This is a genomic window from Streptomyces sp. NPDC102462 (assembly GCF_044765425.1).
Taxonomy (GTDB): Bacteria; Actinomycetota; Actinomycetes; order Streptomycetales; family Streptomycetaceae; genus Streptomyces.
Genome location: NZ_JBIWKB010000049.1, coordinates 47,138 through 70,415, shown reverse-complemented (window position 1 = coordinate 70,415; position 23,278 = coordinate 47,138). Strand labels below are relative to the sequence as shown.

The window sequence follows — 23,278 nt, the reverse complement described above, 5'->3', positions numbered from 1 at the left end:
CCGCGTGCGCGCGCCGGGGGGGGGCCGCCGGTCGCGGGCCCGGGTCTCCCGGGGGTCCCGCGACGCGGCCCACCCGCGGGGCCTGGGGGCGGGGCGCGCGTTGTCCGCCGGCGCCCACGACGTCGGCGGGCCTGCGGAAGAAGTGTTCACGGACGTACGCGGCCCACTCCTCGCTCAGATTGAACATGTCCTGGGCCGCGACAATGTTCAGCTGGTTCCAGAGATTGTCGCCGGACGACGGCTCGCGTGCTCCGGACGTCGCACTGGAGAAGCCGGCACCGGGACCGGCACTGCCGCGCAGCGGCGCGGGACGTTCCGCATCCCTCCGCATCTCCTCCAGAAGCGCCGCCGCCCGGGCGTGCTCGCCCCGGGCGACGTGCAGATGTCCGATGCCGGCGAGCACCGAGTACCGGTCGAGTCCGAAGATCTCGTGGTCCGGCGGCGCCGCCTGCTCCAGCCACGGCCAGTGGTCGAACGGGACGGTCCGCAGGATGCCTTGGGCCATCCGCGCCGCCCGGTCCAGGTCGTACTCCGCCATCCGGTGTACGACACCGAGCAGGGCGCCGTCGAAACGCACGCTGCGCAGCGCGTCGCCCCGCGGGTCGGGCCGGCCGGTGACGGCTGCGTGGACCTCCTCGATGAGCCGTAGTTCCTCCGCGCGGTCCGACTGCCCGAGGGCCTTCATGGCGTCGAGCCGCGCCCACTTGCTGCGCGTCTGCGCGAGGTAGCGGTCGACCAGCGGCCGCGCGCGCTCGGGCGACCCCCACCGCGTCCACAGGCCCGCACCGTCGAGGACGGCGTCTTCGGTCGCGCCGTTGCTCACGACGGTGTCCAGGCGGGACAGGACCAGGCGAGCCGTGGTGTGGTCCGTGTCCGCCAACACGCGGGCGGCTGCGACCAGTTGGCCGGGGAGTTCCGTGTCCTCGCCGGCGGAGAAGACCTGTGCGCGCACCCGGCCCAGGAGCCGTCGGCCGGTGCCGGGATCATGCCTCGCCCATGCGGCGGCCAGTCTCGCCAGGCCCAGGACATGCGGGCCCGGCCCGGCGCTGACCAGACACCGCTCGGCCTCGTACAGCAGCGCCAAGGCGTCGGGGTCGTCGGCGCGCTCGGCCAGGTCCAGGTAGTCGGCCCAGCGCGCACCGCCGATCCGGTCGATGAGGGCGCGGGCCTTGTCGACGGCCTGTTCGCCGCCGGCGGCGGCGCGATACACGGCGTCCAGGCTGTTGTCGGGGCGGGACTTCGCCTCCAGCTTCTCCTGGCCGTGCCGCCACAGCCGCACCGCGCGCTCGGCATCGTGGGGTGCCAGCAGCCGTGCGGCCACCTCGGCGGCCCGGCGTGCCTGGACGGCATCGTCACGGCGACTGCCGTCACCGCGGACCGTCAGCGCGGACTCGACCAGAAGATCCCGCAGTTCGTCGGCCGAAGGCTCGCCGGGTCCGGGACGTGCGTACCGAAGGATCTCCGCGACGGCCGTGAACTGCCCCATGGAGGGCCTCATCCCGGCCGCGTGCTCCAGTGCTTCCCTGAGGCGGCCCAACCGGGCCATCAGGCCGAGCGCACGCGGCACCGGCGTGGTGCCGGAGTGGGCGACCCGGTGCCGGACCACGCCGAGATATGTCAGCGCGGGCAGCCCGACACTGACGGGTGCGCTGTCCGCGACGTGCCGGGCGATGCCGTCGACGAGTTCGAGGAACCTGCTCTCGGCCCCGAATTCGGCGCGGACGGCTCGGCGCATGCCGGGGCACACGAGATCGACGGCCTCGGCTAAGCTGCGCGGCCCGGCCTTGAGGACGTGGGCGGCGAGGTGCGCCAGACCGTAGCGATCCACCCGCGTCCAGTCCACGTCCGCCCAACTCGACGCGGAACCGCGGTAGTTCCCGGCGATCCGCTCGTGCCACTCGGCCTCGTCGACCCAGCATTCCGGATGTCTGTCCCGGGCTTCCCGGCCGGCGAGGAACTCACTGATCGAGGGGTGGAAGAAGGCGATCCGGCCGCCTTGGCGGTCCAGCAGCCAGCGCAGGCTCTCAAGCACCCGCTGCGCCGCCTCCTGCGATGCGGGGGCGCCCGACAGCGCGATCAGCCGGTCCTCCGCCAGCGGCTCCCTGGCCACGGTCAGCACCCCGACGATCGGCCGCCCCACCCGCTCCCAGCCGACCGGCTCCCCGGCCCACGGCGTGAGGGCCTCGCGGGCCAGCTCCACGAAGAACCCGTACAGGCCGTTCAGACTGCCCGGTACGCCACTGAAGGCGAGCAGCCGGTCGACCAGTTCGTCGTCCTGCTGCGCGATGGCGTCGGTCAGCGCTCGTGCGTAGGTCGCCAGATACAGGAAGTTGCCCGCGGCCCTCTTGACCGCGTACTGCTTTGTGCTGCCGGAGAGTTGGCCCTTGGCGCGCTCCATGGCGAGGACGGCGTCCGTCTCCAGGACGCGGTCCGCATAGCTGCGCAGGTCTGCCACGACCTCGGGTGAATCGGCGTCGATGACCACCTCGGTGAGCTGTTCCTCCCGGGCCGACCGGAACAGCCGAAGCCCCGAGTGCGGTCGGGAGGTCATGACCAATCTGACGTTCTCGGGCAGTTCGGGGGAACGGGCCAGCCAGTGCAGCAGCCCCTTGCGCGGCTCCACCGTGTCGTCGTCGGCGATCTCGTCCAGCGCGTCGAGCAGGATGACGATGCGGGCCTCGGGATCCTGCGCCGCCAGCACCCGGGCCGGCCCGATCAACGCCAGGTGCGCGAGGTTGTCGGGGTCCAGCAGGCGGGGCTCCAGCCGGGCCGTGCCGATCTCGACGCCGCTGACCGTGCCCGCCACGTCACCGATGCGCTGTTCCAGTTCCAGGGCGGCGGTGCGCTGGAACGGCGACACGCTCAGGTCCTCGATCCTGATCCCGACCACGCGGCCCTCGACCTCGACGGAGTCGATGTGCTGCTTGATCACGACGGAGAGGTGCTCCAGCTCGAAGAGCTCGGGGCGCGCCCGGGCGAGCTGGTGCCCGATGGCCAGGAGGAAGGACTGGACGTCCCCGCCGGTGAGCGCGGTCCGGCTGTCCCGTCGGAAAAAGTAGCGTTGCCGGTCGGGACGGGCCCGCGCCATTCCGGCGAGCAGGCTGGTCTTGCCCGCACCCGGTTCGCCCGTCACCAGGACGTACTGGCCGCGATCCGAGTCCAGAGCCCGCTCGATCTCGTCGTACAGCCACGTGCGCTCGACGAAGTCCCCTTCCGTACGGGACCGGACCACATCCTCAAAGTGGCTCGGCCGGGCCCCGCGGGCGGTCACCTCGTGCCCCCGGCGCCGCGGATGTCCACCCCGACCACGGTCGCGCCGCGCTCCACACGGCCGACCTTCGTGTCGCTCTCGACGCGGATCAGAGCGTCCTCCATGCGCACCCCGGTCACCTCGCCCGCGACCGCGTCCGCCTCCACCCTGCTGCGCACCACGGCCTGGTCGCGTCCGCCCGGGGGAACGACAGGATCCTGGGGCTGCCGTGCACCGGCGTCCGGGACCCAGATCCATGCCTCCCCGCGGTACTCCTTCTCCTCGACGTGTGCGTGACGGAACTCTTCCGGCGACATGCTCGTGTGCATGCCGCGTACGACATCGTCGAAGACGCCGGCCGACACGGCGACGGCCAGACAGGTGTCCGGTGCCTCCGCCAGAGCGGCGCGCAGGGTCCTGCTGTCGAGGATCCGCCCGATCTCGACCGGGGCCCGGCCGACGAAGCCGTTGGCGCCGGGCGAGGCCGGGCCGAAGTGGACGGCGGCTCTGAGCCGGAGTCTGGCCTGCGGTATCCGGTTCTGGTTGAAGGCGCGCAGTCCTCGGTGCAGGGCGGGCATGAAGCGGTCGATCAGGGCGGGCTCACAGGCGCTCTCGGGCAGGACGGCGAACACGGAGTCACCGCCCTCCTGCGTGCGCCAGTCCGCGCGGTGCAGCTCCGCCTCGTCCGCCGCCGCGTCGACCAGCCGGCTGATGGCCTCCTGGAATTGACGCTGTGTCACCGCGTCGGCGGCGCCATAGCCCTTCGCGTCGACCGCCAGTAGGAGCCTGCGCCCGAACGTTCCCGAGCGGCCCCGTCCTTCGCCACGGTTCGCTGTCATGACACCTCTCGCTACACGCACTTCGTGGTGGGAAGCCGCACCGTTACCCAAATCCCCTGCGAATCAGTGGAGTTCATTCACAGCAGATCGGCGCCCGCCCCCTCGTACGGCGCCGACACAGCAGTCATACACCCGTGATCGGCTGAGAACCCCGTGGAAGTACGGAATGCGGGGATCCTTCGGGAACCCGCATTAAGGACTGGTTCGGACACAGCGATCGCCCTTGACTTGACTCAGCGGACGGAACACGCCGCCGCAGTCTCGCAGGAGGTCTCCATGGCGCCCGACGGAGGGGAAGCCGCCAACCGCCCCGCGCGGTACATGTTCAGCACGCTGCACACGACCCACCAGCACGCGGACGCAAAGGCCGGCATTCTGGCGGCGGCACAGGCGGCGCTGGTCGGCACAGCGGGCGTGTGGAGTCATCAGGCCGCGCTCGCCTGGGAACGGGGTGGCGCGGCCGGGGTGGTCGCCGGGTTGCTGCTGGCCTTGTTCGTCTGCGGCCTGATCGGCGGTGTCGTGAGTCTGGCGGCCGCGCTGAGCCCCCGGCTGCTGCGGGACCCGAACGTCAACCGGTACAGCTTCGTCCAGTTGGCGGCGGGGCCCGACATCCTGCCCTGCGACGGCACCCGCCCGGACGAGGCCGCCGACCGGCAGGAACTGTCCCGCACCGTACGGTTCCTCGCGCGCGTCGCCGTACGCAAGTACCGCTGGCTGACAAGAGCGTTGATATGCACGGCCGTCATGGGCGCGGCCGCGGGTCTTGGCGTGGTTCTGCAGTCGACGACGGCCTGACACCGGCCGGACTACGGCACCTCGGGTTCCAGATCGGCGAGTTGCCGCAGGCGGGGCAGGTCCCGGATGGTGGTGGAGCGGTAGCCGGTCTCCAGCAGGCCCTCCCCGCGCAGTTCACGCAGCACCTTGTGGACGGTCGTCTCGGCGGCGCCGACCAGGGTGGCCAGCTCCGGCTGAGTCAGCCGGCAGCCCACCACCACGCCCTCGGCGCCGGGCGATCCGTAGGACGCAGCCAGTTCCACCAGCAGCCGGGCCAGCCGCTCCTTGGCCTGATATCCACGGAAGTCGAGGCGCCGCTGGTTCGCCCACCGCAGCCGGTCGGCGACGAGGGCGGTCAGGGCCATGGCTGTCTCGGGGCGGCGCAGCAGCAGTTCCCGCAGTACACCGCTCGGCAGCACCCGGGCGGTCAGTGGACCGCAGGCGACCACCGTCGCGGAGCGTGGGGCCCCGGTCATCATGGCCATCTCGCCCACCGTGTCCCCGGCGGCCCTGACCGCGAGAAGCGAACTCTCACCGTTCTCCACGGTCGCCGTGACCTTGGCGAAACCGGACAGCAGCAGAAGTACGTGCTGATCGGGCATTCCCTCCCTGAGCAGCACCGCATCCGCCTCGAACCGCACCTGGGTCCCCGAGCCGAGCAGCTCACGCCGGGCCGGGTCCGACACCCTTCCCAGCAGGCTCCGCGCGGGCCATGGCCCGGATCCGATCGGCACACCCATGCGTATTCCCCGTATCCGCGACGCGTTCCCTCGCAAGCGCCCCGGCATGCTACCGGTACAAGGCCTGAAGGCGACGTCCCCTCCGCTTCGTCCGGGGAGGGCAAGTTTCTCCTTGCATCGCTTCGGGAGCAGGCGCGTCCCTGCCGCCGGTTGGTCCGCTGGTGCGAACGGGCGGAGCCGGCGCCGTGCGGTCGCCGGCACCGGGCCGACCCTCACCGCGGACAAGAACGCGGACGGCGGCACCGTAGGCTGCCGGTTACCCATAGCGACGGCGTACGGGCCCGGCGCCGGGTTCGGGGCCGGGCCCGTGTGTTTCACACGCCGTGTGCGCGCCGGACCCGCATATGCACTTCGCACACGCTCCCCTCGCGCCCACCAGGCGAGTTGACTCCTCATGCGCATGCAAGGGATGCGGAACACCCCCGTTCGACTACGGAAAGGAGTGGACCCGTGACCGCCGATCCGAAGCATCCCGTGGTCCATGGAGAACTCGCAGAGTTACGGCGCCGCCTCGACGTGGCTTACGCCCGTGTCGAGGGAGGTCTGGCGCTGCTCAGTCATCGCACCGAGGAGACCGCCAAGGAGCTGGACGAGCTGAACACCCGTATGTCCTCGTTGGAGCACGCGCGCTGGCCGCTGTCCTCGGTAGCCGCGCTCACCTCCCTCGGAGCCCTCGTAGTGACCGTCTGGCAGGTGCTGGCCCGCTAGTCAGGCGAGCCTGAGGTGGTGCAGGAGGAGTAACGCCGCCGCCATGTTGGCGGCCGGGACCTCTCCGCGGGCGACCATGTCGGGGACGAGCTTGAGGGGGACCCATTCCCGGCGGTCCGACTCGAAGTCGTCCACGGGGTGTCCGACGTACTCGCCCTCGTCGGCCCAGTAGACGTGGTGCCGGGCATCGGTGAGGCCGTTGGACGGCTCCACGCTCATGAGATGGTGCAGGGGCCCCGGCCGCCAGCCGGTCTCCTCCTCCAGTTCCCTGGCGGCCGCGCGGGCGATGTCCTCGCCGTCCTCCACGACTCCCGCCGCGAGTTCCCACCCCCAGCTGTCCGTGATGAACCGGTGGCGCCACAGCAGGAGGACCTCGTTGGCCTCGTTCACCACCGTGGCCACGGCCACGGGCCGCAGCCGGATCAGGAAGTGGTCCAGGTGCCGGCCGTCGGGCAGTTCGACATCTGCCAGATTGACGCTGAACCAGCGGTTTGCATACACAGTTTGTTCGTTCTGTTTCGTCCACTGCACGGTTCTGCCACCTTCCGCCGAGTAAGTGGCAATATCGCAGCAGTGGCTGGGACTGGCCTACAGCGGAACGCGCAGCGCCCCGTCGATGAGTTCGGCGGCCTCGGCGGTTCCGGCGCAGCCGCTGCGGGCCAAGTGCTCGCGCACCGCGCGCAGTCGGTCGCGCAGCCGCTGGGACTCCATTCCCCGTGCCTGCTCGGCCATCTGCACCGCCGTGGCCACCGCGGTGTCCGCATTGCCCTGCCGCAGTTCGATGGTGCTGAGCATGGCCAGCCGGTGCACCCGGCCCCGGTCGTGGGCCGGGTTGCCCACGGCGGCAGCGGCATGCTCCCGGGCCGCCGCCAGTTCCCCCAGACTGAGCAGTGCCTCGGCCACCTGCACGTTGACGAGGCCCGGCTGGACATAGCCGGTCTCGTCGGGTTCGTATCCGCGGCGGATGCGTTCGGCGGCCGTCTCGGCCCGCCGGATGCAGGACAGGGCGCTGGTGGCATCGCCCAGATGTGCGTACGCCTTGGCCTGCATCGCGTACAGGTCCGAGGCCAGCGCGGGGGTGATGTGCTTGCCCGCGGCGCGCAGCGCGGCCTCGGCGAAGGCGACGGCCTGCCGGTACTCCCGCACGAACAGCGCCTGGTTGACCAGGAGCGCGATGACATACGCCCCAAGTCCCCGGTCCCCGCTGGCCTTCGCCAGTCTGAGCGCCTGGTGGAAGTAGCGCTGGGCGAGTCCGTGCGCGTCGGAGTCGTAGGCGCAGATGCCCGCGATCGCCACCAACCCGCCGGTGGCCCGGTGTACTTGGCGGCCGGTCGCGTCGGTGTAGCCGCCGCGCAGCAGCGGCGCCGCCTCGGCGTTCAGGAAGCCGACGACGCGGCTGCGGGTCGCGATGCCGCCGGCCTTGCGGTACATCTGCTCGTAGTGCGCGCGGGCGGCGCGCAGCATCTCGATGTCCCCCGCGGTGACCCGGTGTCTGCCGCCGCGCGAGACGTCCACGTCCTCGGGCGGGTTCTCCCACTCCCACACGGGCATCACCGCGGGCGTGCCGGTGACGGCGGGCGCGCCGAGCACGTGCGGACGCTGCTGTTCGTCGGAGCGCCACAGCGCCGTGGCCCGCTCCACGAAACCGGACAGCGAGGTGCCGTGCGGGCCTGCGGGTTCACCGGGGACGCCGAGGCCGATGTCGTCGAGCGTGACGGGCCGGTGCAGCCGGGCGGCCAGCACCTCGCAGATCAGGTCGGGCACCTGGCCGCGGGGCCGCTGGCCCTTCAACCACCGTGCGACGGCGGTGTGTTCGTAACGGAGCGCGAGGCCCCGCGCCCGGCCCGCCTGGTTGACATGGGCGGCAAGGCCGGCGTGCGAGATGCCGGCCTCGTCCAGGATCGCGTCGAGCAGAGTGTTGGGCTGCATGAATGCCCCCCGGGTGGCCTGGTGTGGTCAGCGTAGTGCGTACGGGTTCACACGGGGTGTGAACGGAGTGCGCGAATCCGGGCGGTACGCGCACTGTCGCGGAGCGTGTTCACCCGGTTCACTGAAATGCCTCGCAAGAGGCCGGCCGGGCCGCCGGCTCCCCCTCGTACAGTGCGGTGGCCTGGCCGCGGGCCTGACCGTGCGGCCTAGGGCGGTGCCGCCAAGGGCGCGTTGTCCGCGGTGGGTTGTGGCGGGTCGGCAGCGCGGTTCCCCGCGCCCCTGGGGGACGCGCCGCACTTCGTCCTTCCCGGCTCGTTCCGGAGGACCAGTACGGCGATGTCGTCCGCCGGGGTGCCCGCGGTGTGCCGCAGGAGGGACGTGAGGACCGTGCGCAGGACCGTCTGCGGGGAGACCGGGTTGTCGCGGGCCGCCTCCGTGAGGATGTTCCGCAGCGGGAAGAAGCGGCCTCGCGCGTCCCGCGCGTCCTCCGCTCCGTCCGTGTACAGGACCAGGGATTCACCGGGGAGCAGCCGACCGCGGAAGGCGGGGTCCACCTCGCGCGGCAGCGGGAACGGGCCGAGCGGCGGCAGGGGTTCGGCGCGGGTGAGCGGTGTCACACCGTGGTCGCCGAGCCGGTACGGCCATGGATGGCCGCAGCTGAGCGCGCGTAGTTCGCCGTCGCGGCGGATCTCCAGCAGGAGCACCGTGACGAACTCCTCGGCGACCGGGGTGTCAAGATCCCGGGCGGCCGAGGGGTGCTCGGCGCGGGCCCGCTCGCGCAGGTGCCGGTCCAGGGCCCGGTCCAGCCGGCGCAGCACACTGCCGAGTTCCGGCTCGTCGTGCACGGCCTCGCGGAAGCTGCCGAGGACGGCCGCGACGGTGGCCAGGGCGCCCAGACCGTGGCCGCGTACGTCCCCCATCACCACCCGGACACCGTGTTCGGTGGCGATCGCCTCGTACAGGTCGCCGCCGATGGCCGCGCCACGCTCGGCGGAGAGCTGACCGGCGGCGAGGAGAAGGCCGTCGAGGCGGGCGGGCGGAGGGCGCAGCAGCACGCTCTGCGCGGCGCCTGCGACCCGGCGGGCCTGCCGCAGCTCACGCAGCAGGGCCCGACGGGCGTGGATCATGAGTCCGGTGCCGACGGCGAAGAACACGGCGCAGGTGACGATCCGCGCGCCGAGGCCGGTCCGCTGGGCGAGCGGGCAGGCCAGCTTGTACAGGATGGCCGCGCCACCCCAGACGGTGGGCAGTGCCAGGGCGCGGGCGCGACGCACACCGCGCCGCGTGGGTGCTCGCGCCTTGAGACGGATCATGCCGATGCCCCCATGGAAGCCCTGCCAGAGCAGACGGACCGACCCCGAAAGGCCGGTCCGATTCTGTCGACGACACGCCCCAAAAGGCCCAGTTCACCCCCACCTGCCACCCAAACGAGTGAGCCCCGCGCCCCAAAGGGGCGCGGGGAACGGCGCGAGCAACCCAACGCAAGCCGCAGACAAACAACGGCAGCACGCCAAGAGGGGCGCGGGGAACTGCGCGAGCAACCACGACGCACCCGCAGACGAAAACGGCGCGTCACGGCCCCCGGCTAAGCCCGCAGCACGGCGCCCGTGTGCTCGCCCGCGAGGGCAACCGCCGCGTCCCGTGCGGCCGACGCCTCGTCCACCGTCAGCGTCCGGTCCGCCGCGCGGAACCGCAGCGCGAACGCCAGCGACTTCCGGCCCGCCCCGAGCTGTTCGGCGTTCTCATAGACGTCGAACAGCCGGATGGACTCAAGGAGTTCACCCGCTCCCTGGCGCAGCGCGGCCTCGACGTCGGCGCTCGGCACGCCCTCGTCGACGACCAGCGCCACGTCCTGGGTGGCCACCGGGAAGGTGGAGATGCGCGGGCTCGTCACGAGTCCGGCGCCCGCCCGCTCCAGGGCGTCCAGGTCCAGCTCCATCGCGCAGCTGCGCGCGGGCAGTCCGAGCGTCTTGAGGACACCGGGGTGCAGCTCACCGGCGTACCCGATGACCCGCTCGGCGCCGTCCACGACGACCGCCAGTTCGGCGCAGCGGCCCGGGTGCCAGGGCCCGTACTGCCCCTTGCGGACGATCAGTTCGGTCCCGGTCTCGCGGGCGAGCAGCCGCGCGGCCTCGACGGCGTCCGCCCAGTCGGCCGGGCGGCCCTTGCCCCACCAGCCGGTCTGCTCGCGGGCGCCGGCGAGGACGACGGCGGCGTGCCGCGGCTGCTCGGGCAGCGCCTCGGTGAGCGAGGCGATCTCCTCGTCCGTGGGGCGCCGGTCGACGGGCAGCCGGACGGCGGTCGTGCGTTCCTCGCGCGGTGAGGCCTCCCCGGTGCCGGCCACGCCGTGGGCCCGGGGGTGGAAGACCAGCCCGGTCTCGAAGAGCGCCAGGTCGTGCGAGCCACGGCCGTCGTTGCGGCGCAGCGCGCCGAGCAGGCCCGGCAGCAGCGTCGTGCGCAGGGCGGGCTCCTCGTCGGAGAGCGGGTTGACCAGCGTGACCACGCGGCGGTTGGGGTCGTCGGCCGCGAGGTTGAGCTGGTCGAGGATCTGCTCGCCGATGAACGGGTAGTTCAGCGCCTCGACATAGCCGGCGCCGGCCAGCGCGCGGCCGATCCGCCGGTGCAGCCGCTGCCGCTCGGTCAGGCCGAGGCCCGCCGGGGGCTTGGGCAGGGTGGAGGGCAGGTTCTCGTAGCCCTCCAGGCGGATGACCTCTTCCGCCAGGTCGTTCGGGTCGGTGAGGTCGGGCCGCCAGGACGGCACGGTGACGATCAGCTCGTCCTGCCCGTACACGTCGCAGCCGATCTCCTGGAGCCGGCGGACGACCGTCTCCCGGCCGTAGTCGACGCCCGCGACCCGGTCCGGGTGATCGGCCGGGATGGTGAGGGTGCGCGGCGCGGACGGCGCGATGACCTCGGTGACACCGGCGTCCGCGGTGCCGCCCGCGAGCAGCACCAGCAGGTCGACGGTGCGCTGGGCCGCGGCGGACGCGGCCTGCGGGTCGACGCCCCGCTCGAAGCGGCGGGACGCCTCGGAGGACAGCTTGTGCCGGCGGGCCGTGCGCGCGATGGAGACGGCGTCGAAGTGCGCGGCCTCGACGACGACTTCGGTGGTGGTGCCGTCGGTGTCGTCGATCTCGGTGTGGGCGCCGCCCATGACGCCGGCGAGGCCGATCGGACCGCGGTCGTCGGTGATGACCAGGTCCTGCGCGTCGAGGGTGCGGGTGATGCCGTCGAGGGTGGTCAGCTGCTCGCCCGCCGCGGCCCGGCGCACCCCGATGGTGCCCTGGACACGCGAACGGTCGTAGGCGTGCAGCGGCTGGCCCAGCTCCAGCATCACGTAGTTGGTGACGTCGACGGCCAGCGAGATCGGGCGCATGCCGGCCTTCTGGAGGCGCCGCTTGAGCCAGATCGGGGAGCGGGCCTCCGGGTCGAGGCCGGTCACGGTGCGGGCCGTGAAGCGGTCGCAGCCGAACGGGTCGGCGACCTTGACCGGGTAGCCGAAGGCGTTCGGGGCGGGCACGTCCAGCAGCGCCGGGTCGCGCAGCGGCAGGCCGTAGGCGATCGCCGTCTCGCGGGCGACGCCCCGCAGGGACAGGCAGTAGCCGCGGTCGGGTGTCACCGCGATGTCAAGGACCTCGTCGACCAGCTGGAGCAGTTCGATGGCGTCGGTGCCGACCTCATGCTCCGGGGGCAGCACGATGATGCCCTTGGAACCTCCCCCAGACTCCGTCCGGGGGGACCCCCAGTCGCCCATGCCCAGCTCGTCGCTGGAGCAGATCATGCCGTGCGAGACCTTGCCGTAGGTCTTGCGGGCGGCGATCGCGAAACCGCCGGGCAGCACGGCACCGGGAAGGACCACGACGACCTTGTCGCCGACCGCGAAGTTGCGGGCGCCGCAGACGATCTCCTGGGGCTCGCCGGTGCCGTTGGCCTGGCCGACGTCGACCGTGCAGAACCGGATCGGCTTCTTGAAGCCCTCCAGTTCCTCGATGGTCAGCACCTGGCCGACGACGAGCGGCCCCTTGAGGTCGGCGCCCAACTGCTCGACGGTCTCCACCTCAAGGCCGACCGAGATCAGCTTCTCCTGGACGTCGCGCCCGGTCTCCGTCGCCGGCAGGTCGACGTACTCCCGCAGCCAAGAAAGCGGGACCCGCATCAGATCTCCATCCCGAACGGCCGGGTGAACCGGACGTCACCCTCGACCATGTCTCGCATGTCTTCGACGTTGTGGCGGAACATCAGCATTCGCTCGATGCCGAACCCGAAGGCGAATCCGCTGTACTTCTCGGGGTCGACGCCGCAGGCGGTGAGCACCCGCGGGTTGACCATGCCGCAGCCGCCCAGCTCGATCCAGCCCTCGCTGGAACAGGTGCGGCAGGGCCGGTCGGGGTTGCCGACGGACTCGCCCTTGCAGACGTAGCAGAGCATGTCCATCTCGGCGGACGGCTCGGTGAACGGGAAGTAGTTCGGCCGCAGCCGGGTCTTCATGTCCGCGCCGAACAGGGAGCGGACCATGTGGTCCAGCGTGCCCTTGAGGTCGGCCATGGTCAGGCCCTCGTCCACGGCCAGCAGCTCGATCTGGTGGAAGACCGGGGTGTGCGTGGCGTCCAGCTCGTCGGTGCGGTAGACCCGGCCGGGACAGACGATGTAGACGGGCAGCTCACGGTCGAGCAGGGCGCGGACCTGGACCGGCGAGGTGTGGGTGCGCAGGATCACACCGGACTCGCCGTGGTCGCCGTCCGGGCCCTGGACGAAGAACGTGTCCTGCATCTGCCGGGCCGGGTGGTCCGGGGTGAAGTTCAGCGCGTCGAAGTTGAACCACTCGGCCTCGACCTCGGGGCCCTCGGCGATCTCGTAGCCCATGGACACGAAGACGTCGGAGACGCGTTCCATCATGGTGGTCAGCGGGTGCCGGGCGCCGGCCGGTACGCGGTCGTACGGCAGCGTGACGTCGACCGACTCCTCGACCAGGACGCGGGCGTCGCGTTCTGCCTCCAGTTCGCCCTGGCGGGCGGCGAGCGCCTTGTTCACGGCGCCGCGGGCCTGGCCGACGCGCTTGCCGGCCTCGGCCTTGGCGTGCGGGGGCAGGGCGCCGATCTCGCGGTTGGCGAGGGCCAGCGGGGAGGCGGGGCCGGTGTGGGCGACCTTGGCCTCGTGGAGCGCGTCGAGGGAGTCCGCGGCGGCGAAGGCGGCGAGCGCCTCGTCCCGCATGCGCTCGATCTCTTCCGGTTTCAACGCCTCGACCTCGACAGGGTCGTACGACTTATTGGGTGCCGACATCTCTTCCCGTGCTTCCGATTGGCTGGCTGATGGTCCCCGTCACCGGCCCGTGGACGAACCGTCACCGTTACTCGGGACTGCTGTCCCGCTCCTTGGGACACAAAGGTGCCAAAGGCCGAGTCTAACGGGGTCGGGGAAAGAGAATGCGCCCGTGGGTCCTCGGCGCGTGCTCAGAGCAGGTGTGCCGGGGTGCCCACGGGCAGGGTAAATCGGAACTCGGCGCCGCCGCCGGGGGCCCGGCCGACCGTGATGGTGCCGCCGTGGGCCTCGACGATGCCCTTGACGATATAGAGTCCGAGGCCGGTGCCGCCGCGCTTGCTGCCCCGCCAGAAGCGGGTGAAGACGCGGTTCATGGACTCCTCCGGGATGCCGCTGCCCTCGTCGCTCACCGTGACCGACGTGCCGGCGTCCTCTCCTTCGCGGGGGGACGCGGCGGGCGTGACGTCAATGGTGACGGTTCCCTCGCCGTGCCGCACGGCATTTTCGATGAGGTTGCTGAGCACCTGGTCGACCTTGTCGGGGTCGGCCCACAGGTCGGGCAGCGGCTGCTCGATGCGCAGCAGGAACCGGTCGGCGGGCTGTCCCGCGGCGACGTACGCCTGGATGTGGCGTCCCACGGCCGCCCCCATGTCGACGGGCTGGCGGCGCACCTCCAGCCGTCCGGAGTCGATGCGGGAGATGTCGAGCAGTTCGGCGATCAGCCGGGTGACGCGGTTGGCGTCCGCGTCGACGGTCTCCAGCATCAGCCGCTTCTGGTCGTCGGTGAACCGCTCCCACTTGGCGAGCAGGGTGGCGGTGAAGCCCTTCACGGAGGTGAGCGGGGAGCGCAGCTCGTGGGCGACGGTGGCGATCAGCTCGGCGTGGCTGCGTTCCGTGCGCCGCCTCGCCTCGGTGTCGCGCAGCGAGACGACGACTCGGCGGACGGGGCCGGTGGGCTCGCCGCGCACGTACCGCGCGGAGACCAGGACCTCCCGGCCGCCGGGCAGCAGCAGATTGCGTTCGGGCTGGCGCACCCGGATGGAGAGGCCGCCGTAGGGGTCGGTGAGCTGCCACCAGCGGCGCCCCTCCAGGTCTTCTAACGGCAGGGCCTTCTCCAGTCGGCGGCCGAGGGCGTCCTCGGGGCGTACGGCGGTGATCCGGGCCGCCGCCGCGTTGAAGCAGACGACGATGCCGTGTTCGTCGGCGATCACGAGGCCGTCGGGCAGTTCGTCGGGGTCGATGCCGCGTTCGGCGAGAGAACCGTGCCGGGGCGCGGGCGGCCGCCGCACATCCCGCCCTCCCGGCGCACTGCTCGTGCCGACGCTCATCCCCGCACTCCACCTCTCAGTCGACGTGGGGCACCTCGCTGCTCCAGCGAAGCCGTGAGCTTGGGGGAAAGCCCCAGGCAGGGCCACCCTACTAGCTCTCGGTGACGGAGCGGCACCCTCCGCAGGCGCGCTGTGCACGGGCCGACGCATACAGACATACGGCCGCCGCGGTCGCGAGGTTCAGGCTCTCGGCCCTTCCGTGGATGGGGACGCGCACGACGGCGTCGGCGAGCGCCCGGGTCTCCTCGGGCAGCCCCCATGCCTCGTTGCCGAACACCCAGGCCGTGGGCCCGCCCATGGTGCCCTTGTCGAGTTCGTCGTCGAGGTCGTCGGGGCCGGCCCCGTCGGCGGCGAGGACGCGCACCCCGGCGGCCCTGAGCCCGGCGACGGCCCGTTCCACGGGGACGCCGACGCAGACGGGCAGGTGGAACAGGGAGCCGACGGAGGCCCGCACGGCCTTGGGGTTGTAGACGTCGACGGAGGCGTCGGTGAGCACGACGGCCTCGGCGCCGGCCGCGTCGGCGCAGCGCAGCACGGTGCCGGCGTTGCCGGGGTCGCGCACATGCGCGAGGACGGCGACGAGCCGGGGCCGGATGGCGAGGATGTCCTCGAAGGGGGTGTCGAGGAATCGGCAGACACCGACCATTCCCTGCGGGGTGACGGTGGTGGAGATGTCGGCGATGACCTCGTCGGCGGCGAGGTGCACCCGGGCGTCCGCGGCGCGGGCCGCGCCCACGATGTCGGCGTACCGCTCGGCGGCCTCGACGGTGACGAACAGTTCTACGAGGGTGGGGGCGGCGCCGGCCCGGTGCCCGGCCGCCTCCCGCACGGCCTGCGGCCCCTCGGCGAGGAACAGCCGCTCCTTGCCCCGGAAGTTCCGCCGCGCCAGCCGCCGGGCAGCCGAAACACGACCGGACCGGGCAGAAATCAACTCAGGACCAGCGGACGGCATCCTCTTCTTCACCTTCAGCAGTGTGTCAACAAGCGGTGTTCCGCAGAGGGGCGCGGGGACCTGCGCGCCCAGCCCCCACCGACCCGCACCCGACAGGAGTGTGTCACCGAGCGGCGTTCCCCCGGGCACCTCGAAGCCGACGGCACCGCAGTCCCCCAAGGGGCGCGGGGAACTGCGCGCCCAGCCCCCACCGACCCGCACCCGGACGACGGCCAAGGAGCCCAACAACAGGACCCGCAAGCCATAAAGCCTGCGGGTCCTTAAGTCACCGTACGCGGCTGAGGCCAGCGCAGCGTCAGGCGGCCTTGGGCGCGTTCACGTCCGAAGGCAGCGCCTTCTGCGCGACCTCGACGAGGGCGGCGAACGCGTTCGCGTCGTTGACCGCAAGCTCGGCCAGGATCTTGCGGTCGACCTCGACGTTCGCGGCCTTCAGACCCTGGATGAAGCGGTTGTAGGTGATGCCGTTGGCGCGGGCCGCGGCGTTGATCCGCTGGATCCACAGCTGACGGAAGTCGCCCTTGCGCTTCTTGCGGTCGTTGTAGTTGTAGACCAGCGAGTGGGTGACCTGCTCCTTGGCCTTGCGGTACAGGCGCGACCGCTGACCGCGGTAGCCGGAGGCCTGTTCGAGGATCGCCCGGCGCTTCTTGTGGGCGTTGACTGCCCGCTTGACGCGTGCCACTTGTTAACTCCTTGTAGCGGGGCCGTGGTGGTACTCACACGACCCGGAAACGGCTGGGTCCCGGTCCTGGCGCGGGGCGCTCGGCTGTGAGCGCCCGTGCGTCACTTGCCGAGAAGCTTCTTGATCTTCTTGGCGTCGCCCGGGGCCATCTCGGCGTTGCCGGTGAGGCGACGCGTCACACGGGACGACTTGTGCTCAAGCAGGTGGCGCTTGCCGGAGCGCTCACGGAGCACCTTGCCGGAGCCGGTGATCTTGAAGCGCTTGCTGGCACCGCTGTGCGTCTTGTTCTTCGGCATAGCGCCGTTTCTCCTCGTCGGTGGCGCTCCGGTGCCCGGTCGCGAGAACCGGGCACGGTGGAGCGTCGCTCTTGTTTCGGTTACGTCCTGGGGACACGCGTCCCCCGGGGTCACACCTCGGCGGAAGCCTCTGCAGGGGCCTCGGCGTCCACGGCGCTGTCGGGGTCCGCGGCGTTCTGCGAGCGGCCCGGGTGGGCCTTCGCGGACGCCTTGCGGGCCTCCTGCGCCTGACGGGCCTCGGCCATCGCCTCGGTCTTCTTCTTGTGCGGACCGAGGACCATGATCATGTTGCGGCCGTCCTGCTTCGGGTTGGACTCGACGAAGCCGAGGTCCTGGACGTCCTCCGCGAGCCGCTGCAGCAGCCGGTAGCCCAGCTCGGGGCGGGACTGCTCGCGACCACGGAACATGATCGTGATCTTGACCTTGTCGCCCTGCTTGAGGAACCGGACGACGTGACCCTTCTTGGTGTCGTAGTCGTGCGGGTCGATCTTCGGCCGGAGCTTCATCTCCTTGATGACCGTGTGCGCCTGGTTCTTGCGCGCCTCACGGGCCTTCATGGCCGACTCGTACTTGAACTTCCCGTAGTCCATGAGCTTGCACACGGGCGGACGGGCGTTCGCCGCGACCTCGACCAGGTCCAGGTCGTACTCCTGCGCAAGCTCCAGTGCCTTCGCGAGCGGCACAATGCCGACCTGCTCGCCACTGGGACCGACAAGTCGCACCTCGGGAACGCGAATCCGGTCGTTGATGCGGGGCTCGGCGCTGATGGATCCTCCTCGGTAGCACCACGCGACGGTCTGGCGGACAGCCGCGTAACGTCTGTTTTCTCCTGAGACCTAACCGCGCCGAAGCAGAAAAAATGCCCCGGACGATCACAGGCGGGGCTCCTCGCACTACCGGAGCACCGCCACGGTGACCGCGGGGCGCGCTTTCGGGCGACTCCACCGCCCGCAGGGAACGATGGCTGCCGCCTGACCGGAGACCCGCCGCCCCGGAAGGCGGTCAGGTGGGAGATCGGAGCCTCCACTTGTGGGCCGGACACAGTGGTGTCCAGCCGGTCGTTACTCAAGGCTAGCAGCTCGGGGGCGGGACGGCGAACCGAGGCCGACTGGGGTCTTGTACGGTGCGGCGCCTATCGTGTCCCGCATGAGTGAGACCTCCCCCACCGGCCCCGCCGGGCAGCCCGACTTCGACGCGATGGCGCGCGACATCGCCGAGGTCCCCGCGGTCGAGGTGATCGTGACGGTCGCCGTCAACCTGATGAGCGCCGCCGCCGTGAAGCTCGGGCTGACCGAGGAGGGCGACAAGTACAAGGACCTGGACGAGGCCCGCAAGCTGGTGACGGCCCTCGCCGGTCTGCTGGACGCCGGCGCGACCGAGATCAGCTCCTTCCACGCGGCGCCGCTGCGCGACGGCCTGAAGTCGCTCCAGCTGGCGTTCCGCGAGGCGTCGATCGTCCCGGACGAGCCCGGCCAGGGCCCCGGCGAGAAGTACACCGGACCCGTGTACGGCTGAGCCTGCGCTGATCGTGCCGCGCCGTGCCGTCGGTCGTCCGCGGCACCGTCGCGGCCGGTCGCTCCCCCGGGTTCTCGGCTCCGCTCGAACAGGGGGACCCCGTCGCGGCGCGGGTCAGCCGCGTGCGTACAAGGGCTCGCCCGGGGGCGTGGTCCCGGCCGGCAGCAGCGCCAGGTCGAGGCCCTGCACCAGGCGGGCCCGCAGTGTCTCGTCGGCGGCGAGCCGGCCCGCGACGGCGCGGGCGGCCTCGGCGGGCCGCGCCGCCGGATCGAGGACGAGGGCGAGCGTGCCGTCGGCCCGGCCGGGACCGAGGTGCGCGCGCAGCACGGCGGGCTCGGCGGCCACCGCGGTCCGCACCGCCTCCCGCACGGCGGGGTCGGCCAGCGGGTCGGTCGTCGTACGCCCCTCGGCCAGCGCGAGCAGTGCGGGACCGGTCAGTTCGAAGGGCACCGGACCGGACATGTCCAGGACGACCGTGTCGGCCTTCTCGTGCGCGGCGGCCTGCAACGCCTGGTGCAGGGGTACGGCGACGGGGCGGGCGGCCGGGTCCCAGCGGGCCAGCGACGCCGTGGAGGTGAAGGCGGGCAGGGCGGTGCGGGAACCGGCCCGCAGGGTCGGCACGGCCATGTCGCTGGTCTTCTCGCGGCGCAGCCCCCGCTCGTCCTCCTCCACCTCGCCGAGGACGGCCACCACCGGGACGAGCAGCCGGGCACCCTTCAGCGCCTCCAGGACCGGGCCCACGGCGGTGCGGTCCTCGGCCCAGGCGGCGAGCGCCGCGCTCAGCCGGGGGTCGGCGGACCCGTCGTCGTCGGAGAAGCCGGGGTCGGGAATGTTCTTCTTCGCCACGGTCCCCGACCCTATCGGGGGGATGCTGCTGGGCCTGTGCGGGGCCCGAAACCCCACGGTCACGGATTTCACCGGACTCTCAGATTTCGCTGACGAGCTTCTTACCCGCTGCTCACGGCCCGCACAGCCGGCGCCCCGAGCATCGCCGGCATGGAGTCCCCCAGAACCCGCCGGCGCCGCCGGTCCCGTCCCCGTGGCCGCCGTCCGCGGGCACGCGCCGCGCTCGCGGTGCTCGCCGTCGTGGGGGTGATGGCCGGCGGGACGGTGTACGTGAAGGCGCGGGCGCACTCCGGCGGCGGGGACGTATCCTCGGCGGCGTCGCCGTCGGCCTCCTCCCCGGCCCCGGCGGGCGAGGAGGAATCGGTGCGGCCGGTGACGGAGCCGACGGTGGACCGGAGCGCGCTGCTGAGCACGGCGATGGCGGCGGTGACCGTCCCGTCGGGCGCGCGGGTGTCGGCGGCGGTGCTCGACCTGGACTCGGGCGAGCGCGCCGTCCATGGCGACGCGGCCTTCGACACGGCGAGCATCGTGAAGGTCGACATCCTGGCGGCGCTGCTGCTCCAGGCGCAGGACGCGGGACGGCGGCTGACCGCCGCGGAGCGGTCGTACGCCACGAAAATGATCGAGAACAGCGACAACGACTCGGCGACGGCCCTGTGGCAGGGCATCGGCGGCGCGGCCGGGCTCGACGCGGCGAACGAGCGCCTCGGGCTCACGGACACGACCGGCGGCGACGGCCCGCTGTGGGGGCTGACCCAGACCACGGCGGCCGATCAACTCACCCTGCTGCACCAGGTGTTCGGGGACGACTCGGAGCTGAGCGAGGCGTCGCGCCGCTATCTCCAGGGGCTGATGGAGTCCGTCGAGACCGACCAGCGGTGGGGTGTCTCGGCGGCGGCCGACGGCGCCGGGTGCGCCCTGAAGAACGGCTGGTTGGCGCGCAGCACGACCGGGCTGTGGGACGTGAACAGCATCGGGCGGGTCACGGTGGACGGCACCGCCTACCTGGTGGCCGTGCTCTCGAAGGGCACCTCGTCCAAGGCGCGCGGCATCGACCTGGTCGAGACCGCGGCCCGGGCCGCCCTGTCGGCGTTCACCACGGGGCAGACCACGACGACACCGCCCGCGGCCACCCCGGCAACGGCGACCTCGCCCACGGCACCGACGGAGTGATCCGGGGTCAGTCAGTCCGTGGTGCGTCTGCCGCGCCACAGGACCACCGCGGCGACCAGGAGTACCCCGCCGGCGCTGCCCGCGAGGGGGCCCGCCCAGTCCGCGGGGTCTCCGGCCCGTTCGGCGGCGTCCGGGCCCGGCCCGAAGTACTTCTCGCCGTAGGCCGCCGAACGCAGCCCCTGCGGCTTGAGCCGGCCGGCCGCGGCGATCGCGGCGGCGGGGTCGATGAAGCCGAAGCCGCGCGAGTCGTCCCGGCCGCCGCTCGGCGCGTCCCGGGCGGTCTCCTCCAGGAGCCGCTTGATCTGGGCCGGGGTCAGGCCCGGGTGGGCCGCCTTGACGAGCGCGACGGCGCCCGAGACGAAGGCGGAGGCGGCGCTGGTCCCCCAGCCCTCGTAGTACCTGCGGTCCGGGTCGGCGATGACGACGTCGACGCCGGGCGCGCTGACCGTGGCGTACCAGCGGCGGGTGGAGAAGCCGGCGCGGGTGCCGTAGCGGTCGACGGCGGTCGCGGCGATCACGCCCGGGTAGGCGGCCGGGTAGGAGATGTGGTCGCCCTTGTCGCCGCCGTTCCCGGCGGAGGCGACGACGACCACGCCCTTCTTCAGGGCGTACTGCACGGCCTCGTCCTCGGTCGGCTCCGGGTGCGCGGAGTCGGAGTCGTCGCCGAGCGAGAGGTTGATGACGTCGGCGCCGTGGTCGGCGGCCCAGCGGATGCCCTCCGCGAGCGCGTTGCCGCGGGTGGAGCGGGCCTTGGCCCGGGCCGAGTCGTCGTCCTCAAGGATCACCCGGACGGGCAGGATCTTCGCCTCGGGCGCGATGCCCATGACGCCGTCGGCGTTGCCCGGTCCGTGGCCGTGCGCCGCGATGATGCCGGCCATGGCCGTGCCGTGCTTGGCCCAGGCGGCGTCGCCTGCCCTGGCCCCGAAGCCGACGAAGTCCTTGGTGGGCAGGACGTTGCCGGCGAGGTCGGGGTGCTCGGCGTCGACTCCGGTGTCCAGGACGGCGACGGTGACGCCCTTGCCCTTGGTGGTGCGCCAGACCTCCTCGGCGTGCAGGGCGGACAGGGCCCACTGCTGGGCGCGTATGCCGTCGGCGTGCGCGACGGTGGACGGCAGGAGGGCGAGTGAACCGGCGAGCAGGAGGCTCAGTGCCGTGCCGGTGGTGCTCGGGCGGTGGCCGCCCTTCGGTCGCCTCATGAGGGCTTCTCCGTGGCCGGGCTGACGGTCTGCCGCAGGCGTCGTTCGATGCGGTCGGCGAGGCCCTGGGCCTCCTGGCCGAGGCCCGCCTGTGCGGGGGCGGTGGTGGCGCCGGACCGCTGGGCGTCCGCGGCGGGCTGGGGCGCGTCGACGCTGCGGCCGTCGGCCCAGCCGGAGACGGCGTAGGCGACGACGGGGGCGTCGGTGAGCACCGAGATGGTCCATGAGGCGCGCTGCTCGTCGCCGAAGCCCGCGGCGGCGGTGTCCTTCGCGGCGTACGGGCGGGGCAGCAGATCGGTGCGGCGGTCCAGGCGCTCGTCCTTGAAGCGGGCGGCGAGGGCGGACATGGCGGCGGCGTCGGCCTTGGTGAACAGCAGGCCGACGGTGGTGAGGTGGCTCTGGGTGGCGTCCGTGTACGTGGCCCGCAGCAGCCGTTCGCAGCCGAGCGGGGCGAGGAGCCCGCGCAGCAGCGGGTCGAAGGCGTGCGCGCAGCCGCTGTCCGGGGCGACGGCGATCCGGGTCCAGGTCCGGTCGGCTCCGCCGGGTCCTGCGCCCTTGCCCTCGACGGTGGGCGGGAACAGGTCGTCCACCGGCACGCTGTGCCACAGGTCGCCGGCCGCGGCGAAACCGCTCGTGCCGCCCGCGGCGCCGGCGTCTCCGGTGAGCCAACTCCCTGTCACGGCACCGCCGATGAGGCCGAGGCCGAGCACCAGGCAGGCGGCGGCAGCGGCGGTGCGGGGGCGCAGCCGCGCGCCCAGCGGGCGGGGCCGCGCCCGGTCGTCGTAGCCCTCGGGCTGTCCGAACGACACGACGGGCCGCTCGCCGCCTGGCGGCCCGTACGCGCTCCACGACAACGCCGGGTCGGGGTCGACCCCGGCTTCCCCCCGCCCCGGGAACGCCCCCGGCCGCCAAACCCCGCCCTGCCCCCCGACCACAAAGTCCGCCCCACCGAACGAGGCATCCCCGGCACCGGGCCCGGACCGAGTAGTGGCCTGAGGCGGCACGGCACCGGGCTCGGGCCGAGTGGTGGGCTGGGGCTGCGCGGCGGCGGAGCCGGGCCAAGTGGTGGGCGAGGGTTGCTCGGCGGCGGAGCCGGGGCGCGGGGGTGCGGGGGCGGGTGGGGAGGGCCGCTCGGCGGAGGGCTGTGGCAGGGGGCCCGGGACGCCGTTCGGGCCGGGCTCGTGCCCGGGCGGCACCGGCGGGCGTGGCCGGGCTGTTCTCCCCGAGGGTGCTTCGCCGGGAGGGCCGGACGGCAGGGGTGGCACCAGGGGCCGGTGCCCGGGCCGCGGCGGAACGCCGGACCGTCGCGCGAAGAAACCCCTCCCACCGGTCGACGGCTTGCCGGAGGTCCCGTCGCGCCGCGGACCGGACCCCGCGGTCGGCGGCACGTCCGGAAAGCGGGCGGAGGCGGGCGGAGGCGGTGGCGAGGACACGGGATCGGCAGCCCCGGACGACGTGACCGAGGGCCCGGCAGCAGGCGAGGCGTGGCCGGACGCAGCCCCGGTCTCCCCGGAACTCACCCCACCCGCACCACTACCCCCATTCCGGCCGACGCCCGTGTCAGCACCGCCACCCACATCCCCAGCACCACCGGCGAAGGCACCGCCACCCGCATTCCCGCCGACACCCGTGGTGGCACCGCCGCCTGCGACCCCACCCGCGCCCACACGCGCGCCGCCGCCCGAGCTGGCACCACGCCCCGCATTCCCGCCGACACCCGTGGTGGCACCGCCGCCTGCGACCCCACCCGCGCCCACACGCGCGCCGCCGCCCGAGCTGGCACCACGCCCCGCA

20 protein-coding genes and 1 pseudogene are annotated in these 23,278 nt (G+C 72.7%); 5 read left to right on the top strand and 16 right to left on the bottom strand.

The features are described from left to right. The coding region (locus ACIRFL_RS32475; protein ID WP_404035489.1) for a hypothetical protein at positions 1–3,232 on the bottom strand (3,232 nt) is incomplete at its 3' end. A 35-nt stretch (positions 3,233–3,267) separates the two neighbouring features. Further along, entirely contained in the window at positions 3,268–4,089 is an 822-nt protein-coding gene (locus tag ACIRFL_RS32470) for a hypothetical protein (protein WP_404035487.1), read from the bottom strand. A 276-nt stretch (positions 4,090–4,365) separates the two neighbouring features. On the opposite strand from ACIRFL_RS32470, the gene ACIRFL_RS32465 reads away from it, so the two are divergent. Next, positions 4,366–4,884: a Pycsar system effector family protein gene (locus tag ACIRFL_RS32465; RefSeq protein ID WP_404035484.1), complete on the top strand. Its 519-nt coding sequence runs from the start codon at positions 4,366–4,368 to the stop codon at positions 4,882–4,884. A gap of 11 nt (positions 4,885–4,895) precedes the next feature. Here the strand turns inward: ACIRFL_RS32465 and ACIRFL_RS32460 are convergent, their stop codons facing one another. Then, positions 4,896–5,603, bottom strand: a complete 708-nt coding sequence (locus ACIRFL_RS32460) for a Crp/Fnr family transcriptional regulator (protein ID WP_404035481.1) — start codon at positions 5,601–5,603, stop codon at positions 4,896–4,898. A 450-nt stretch (positions 5,604–6,053) separates the two neighbouring features. Between ACIRFL_RS32460 and ACIRFL_RS32455 the strand changes: the two genes are divergently transcribed. Then, complete coding sequence (locus ACIRFL_RS32455) at positions 6,054–6,311, top strand: hypothetical protein (RefSeq protein ID WP_404035478.1); 258 nt, start codon at positions 6,054–6,056, stop codon at positions 6,309–6,311. Here the strand turns inward: ACIRFL_RS32455 and ACIRFL_RS32450 are convergent, their stop codons facing one another. The 10 genes from ACIRFL_RS32450 to infC all read right to left on the bottom strand — a co-directional run bounded on the left by ACIRFL_RS32450 (position 6,312) and on the right by infC (position 17,521). Further along, positions 6,312–6,842: an NUDIX hydrolase gene (locus tag ACIRFL_RS32450; RefSeq protein WP_404035474.1), complete on the bottom strand. Its 531-nt coding sequence runs from the start codon at positions 6,840–6,842 to the stop codon at positions 6,312–6,314. Between the two features lie 57 nt (positions 6,843–6,899). After that, positions 6,900–8,240 carry a transcriptional regulator gene (locus ACIRFL_RS32445; protein WP_404035471.1) on the bottom strand — a complete coding sequence of 447 codons (1,341 nt, stop codon included), beginning with the start codon at positions 8,238–8,240 and terminating at the stop codon, positions 6,900–6,902. Positions 8,241–8,446: 206 nt separating this feature from the next. Continuing rightward, complete coding sequence (locus tag ACIRFL_RS32440) at positions 8,447–9,553, bottom strand: PP2C family protein-serine/threonine phosphatase (protein WP_404035468.1); 1,107 nt, start codon at positions 9,551–9,553, stop codon at positions 8,447–8,449. A 272-nt stretch (positions 9,554–9,825) separates the two neighbouring features. Then, complete coding sequence (pheT, locus tag ACIRFL_RS32435) at positions 9,826–12,396, bottom strand: phenylalanine--tRNA ligase subunit beta (RefSeq protein ID WP_404035465.1); 2,571 nt, start codon at positions 12,394–12,396, stop codon at positions 9,826–9,828. Further along, positions 12,396–13,520 carry a phenylalanine--tRNA ligase subunit alpha gene (pheS, locus tag ACIRFL_RS32430; RefSeq protein WP_404035462.1) on the bottom strand — a complete coding sequence of 375 codons (1,125 nt, stop codon included), beginning with the start codon at positions 13,518–13,520 and terminating at the stop codon, positions 12,396–12,398. The genes pheT and pheS overlap by 1 nt, the downstream gene beginning before the upstream one ends. Positions 13,521–13,690: 170 nt before the next feature. Further along, complete coding sequence (locus ACIRFL_RS32425; RefSeq protein WP_404035459.1) at positions 13,691–14,827, bottom strand: ATP-binding protein; 1,137 nt, start codon at positions 14,825–14,827, stop codon at positions 13,691–13,693. 91 nt (positions 14,828–14,918) lie between these two features. Then, positions 14,919–15,779: a TrmH family RNA methyltransferase gene (locus ACIRFL_RS32420; RefSeq protein ID WP_404035502.1), complete on the bottom strand. Its 861-nt coding sequence runs from the start codon at positions 15,777–15,779 to the stop codon at positions 14,919–14,921. Positions 15,780–16,074: 295 nt separating this feature from the next. Beyond that, positions 16,075–16,458, bottom strand: a complete 384-nt coding sequence (gene rplT / locus ACIRFL_RS32415) for a 50S ribosomal protein L20 (RefSeq protein ID WP_006141703.1) — start codon at positions 16,456–16,458, stop codon at positions 16,075–16,077. A gap of 101 nt (positions 16,459–16,559) precedes the next feature. Next, positions 16,560–16,754: a 50S ribosomal protein L35 gene (gene rpmI / locus ACIRFL_RS32410; RefSeq protein ID WP_121888283.1), complete on the bottom strand. Its 195-nt coding sequence runs from the start codon at positions 16,752–16,754 to the stop codon at positions 16,560–16,562. 110 nt (positions 16,755–16,864) lie between these two features. Continuing rightward, complete coding sequence (gene infC, locus ACIRFL_RS32405) at positions 16,865–17,521, bottom strand: translation initiation factor IF-3 (RefSeq protein WP_351730220.1); 657 nt, start codon at positions 17,519–17,521, stop codon at positions 16,865–16,867. A gap of 379 nt (positions 17,522–17,900) precedes the next feature. Between infC and ACIRFL_RS32400 the strand changes: the two genes are divergently transcribed. Then, positions 17,901–18,269, top strand: a complete 369-nt coding sequence (locus ACIRFL_RS32400; RefSeq protein ID WP_404035455.1) for a DUF1844 domain-containing protein — start codon at positions 17,901–17,903, stop codon at positions 18,267–18,269. Between the two features lie 114 nt (positions 18,270–18,383). Here the strand turns inward: ACIRFL_RS32400 and ACIRFL_RS32395 are convergent, their stop codons facing one another. Next, on the bottom strand, positions 18,384–19,115 hold the full coding sequence (locus ACIRFL_RS32395) for an SseB family protein (protein ID WP_404035452.1): 732 nt from the start codon (positions 19,113–19,115) through the stop codon (positions 18,384–18,386). Positions 19,116–19,265: 150 nt separating this feature from the next. On the opposite strand from ACIRFL_RS32395, the gene ACIRFL_RS32390 reads away from it, so the two are divergent. After that, entirely contained in the window at positions 19,266–20,288 is a 1,023-nt protein-coding gene (locus ACIRFL_RS32390; RefSeq protein WP_404035449.1) for a serine hydrolase, read from the top strand. Positions 20,289–20,299: 11 nt separating this feature from the next. Here the strand turns inward: ACIRFL_RS32390 and mycP are convergent, their stop codons facing one another. Together mycP and ACIRFL_RS32380 are read right to left on the bottom strand one after the other, a co-directional pair. Further along, positions 20,300–21,484: a type VII secretion-associated serine protease mycosin gene (gene mycP, locus ACIRFL_RS32385; RefSeq protein WP_404035446.1), complete on the bottom strand. Its 1,185-nt coding sequence runs from the start codon at positions 21,482–21,484 to the stop codon at positions 20,300–20,302. Next, positions 21,481–22,293, bottom strand: coding sequence for a hypothetical protein (locus tag ACIRFL_RS32380; protein WP_404035443.1), 813 nt, complete (start codon positions 22,291–22,293; stop codon positions 21,481–21,483). Before ACIRFL_RS32380 ends, mycP begins: the two co-directional genes overlap by 4 nt. A 675-nt stretch (positions 22,294–22,968) precedes the next feature. Here ACIRFL_RS32380 and ACIRFL_RS32375 point away from each other — a divergent pair. Next, a pseudogene (locus ACIRFL_RS32375) lies at positions 22,969–23,278 on the top strand (hypothetical protein); the annotation flags it as partial.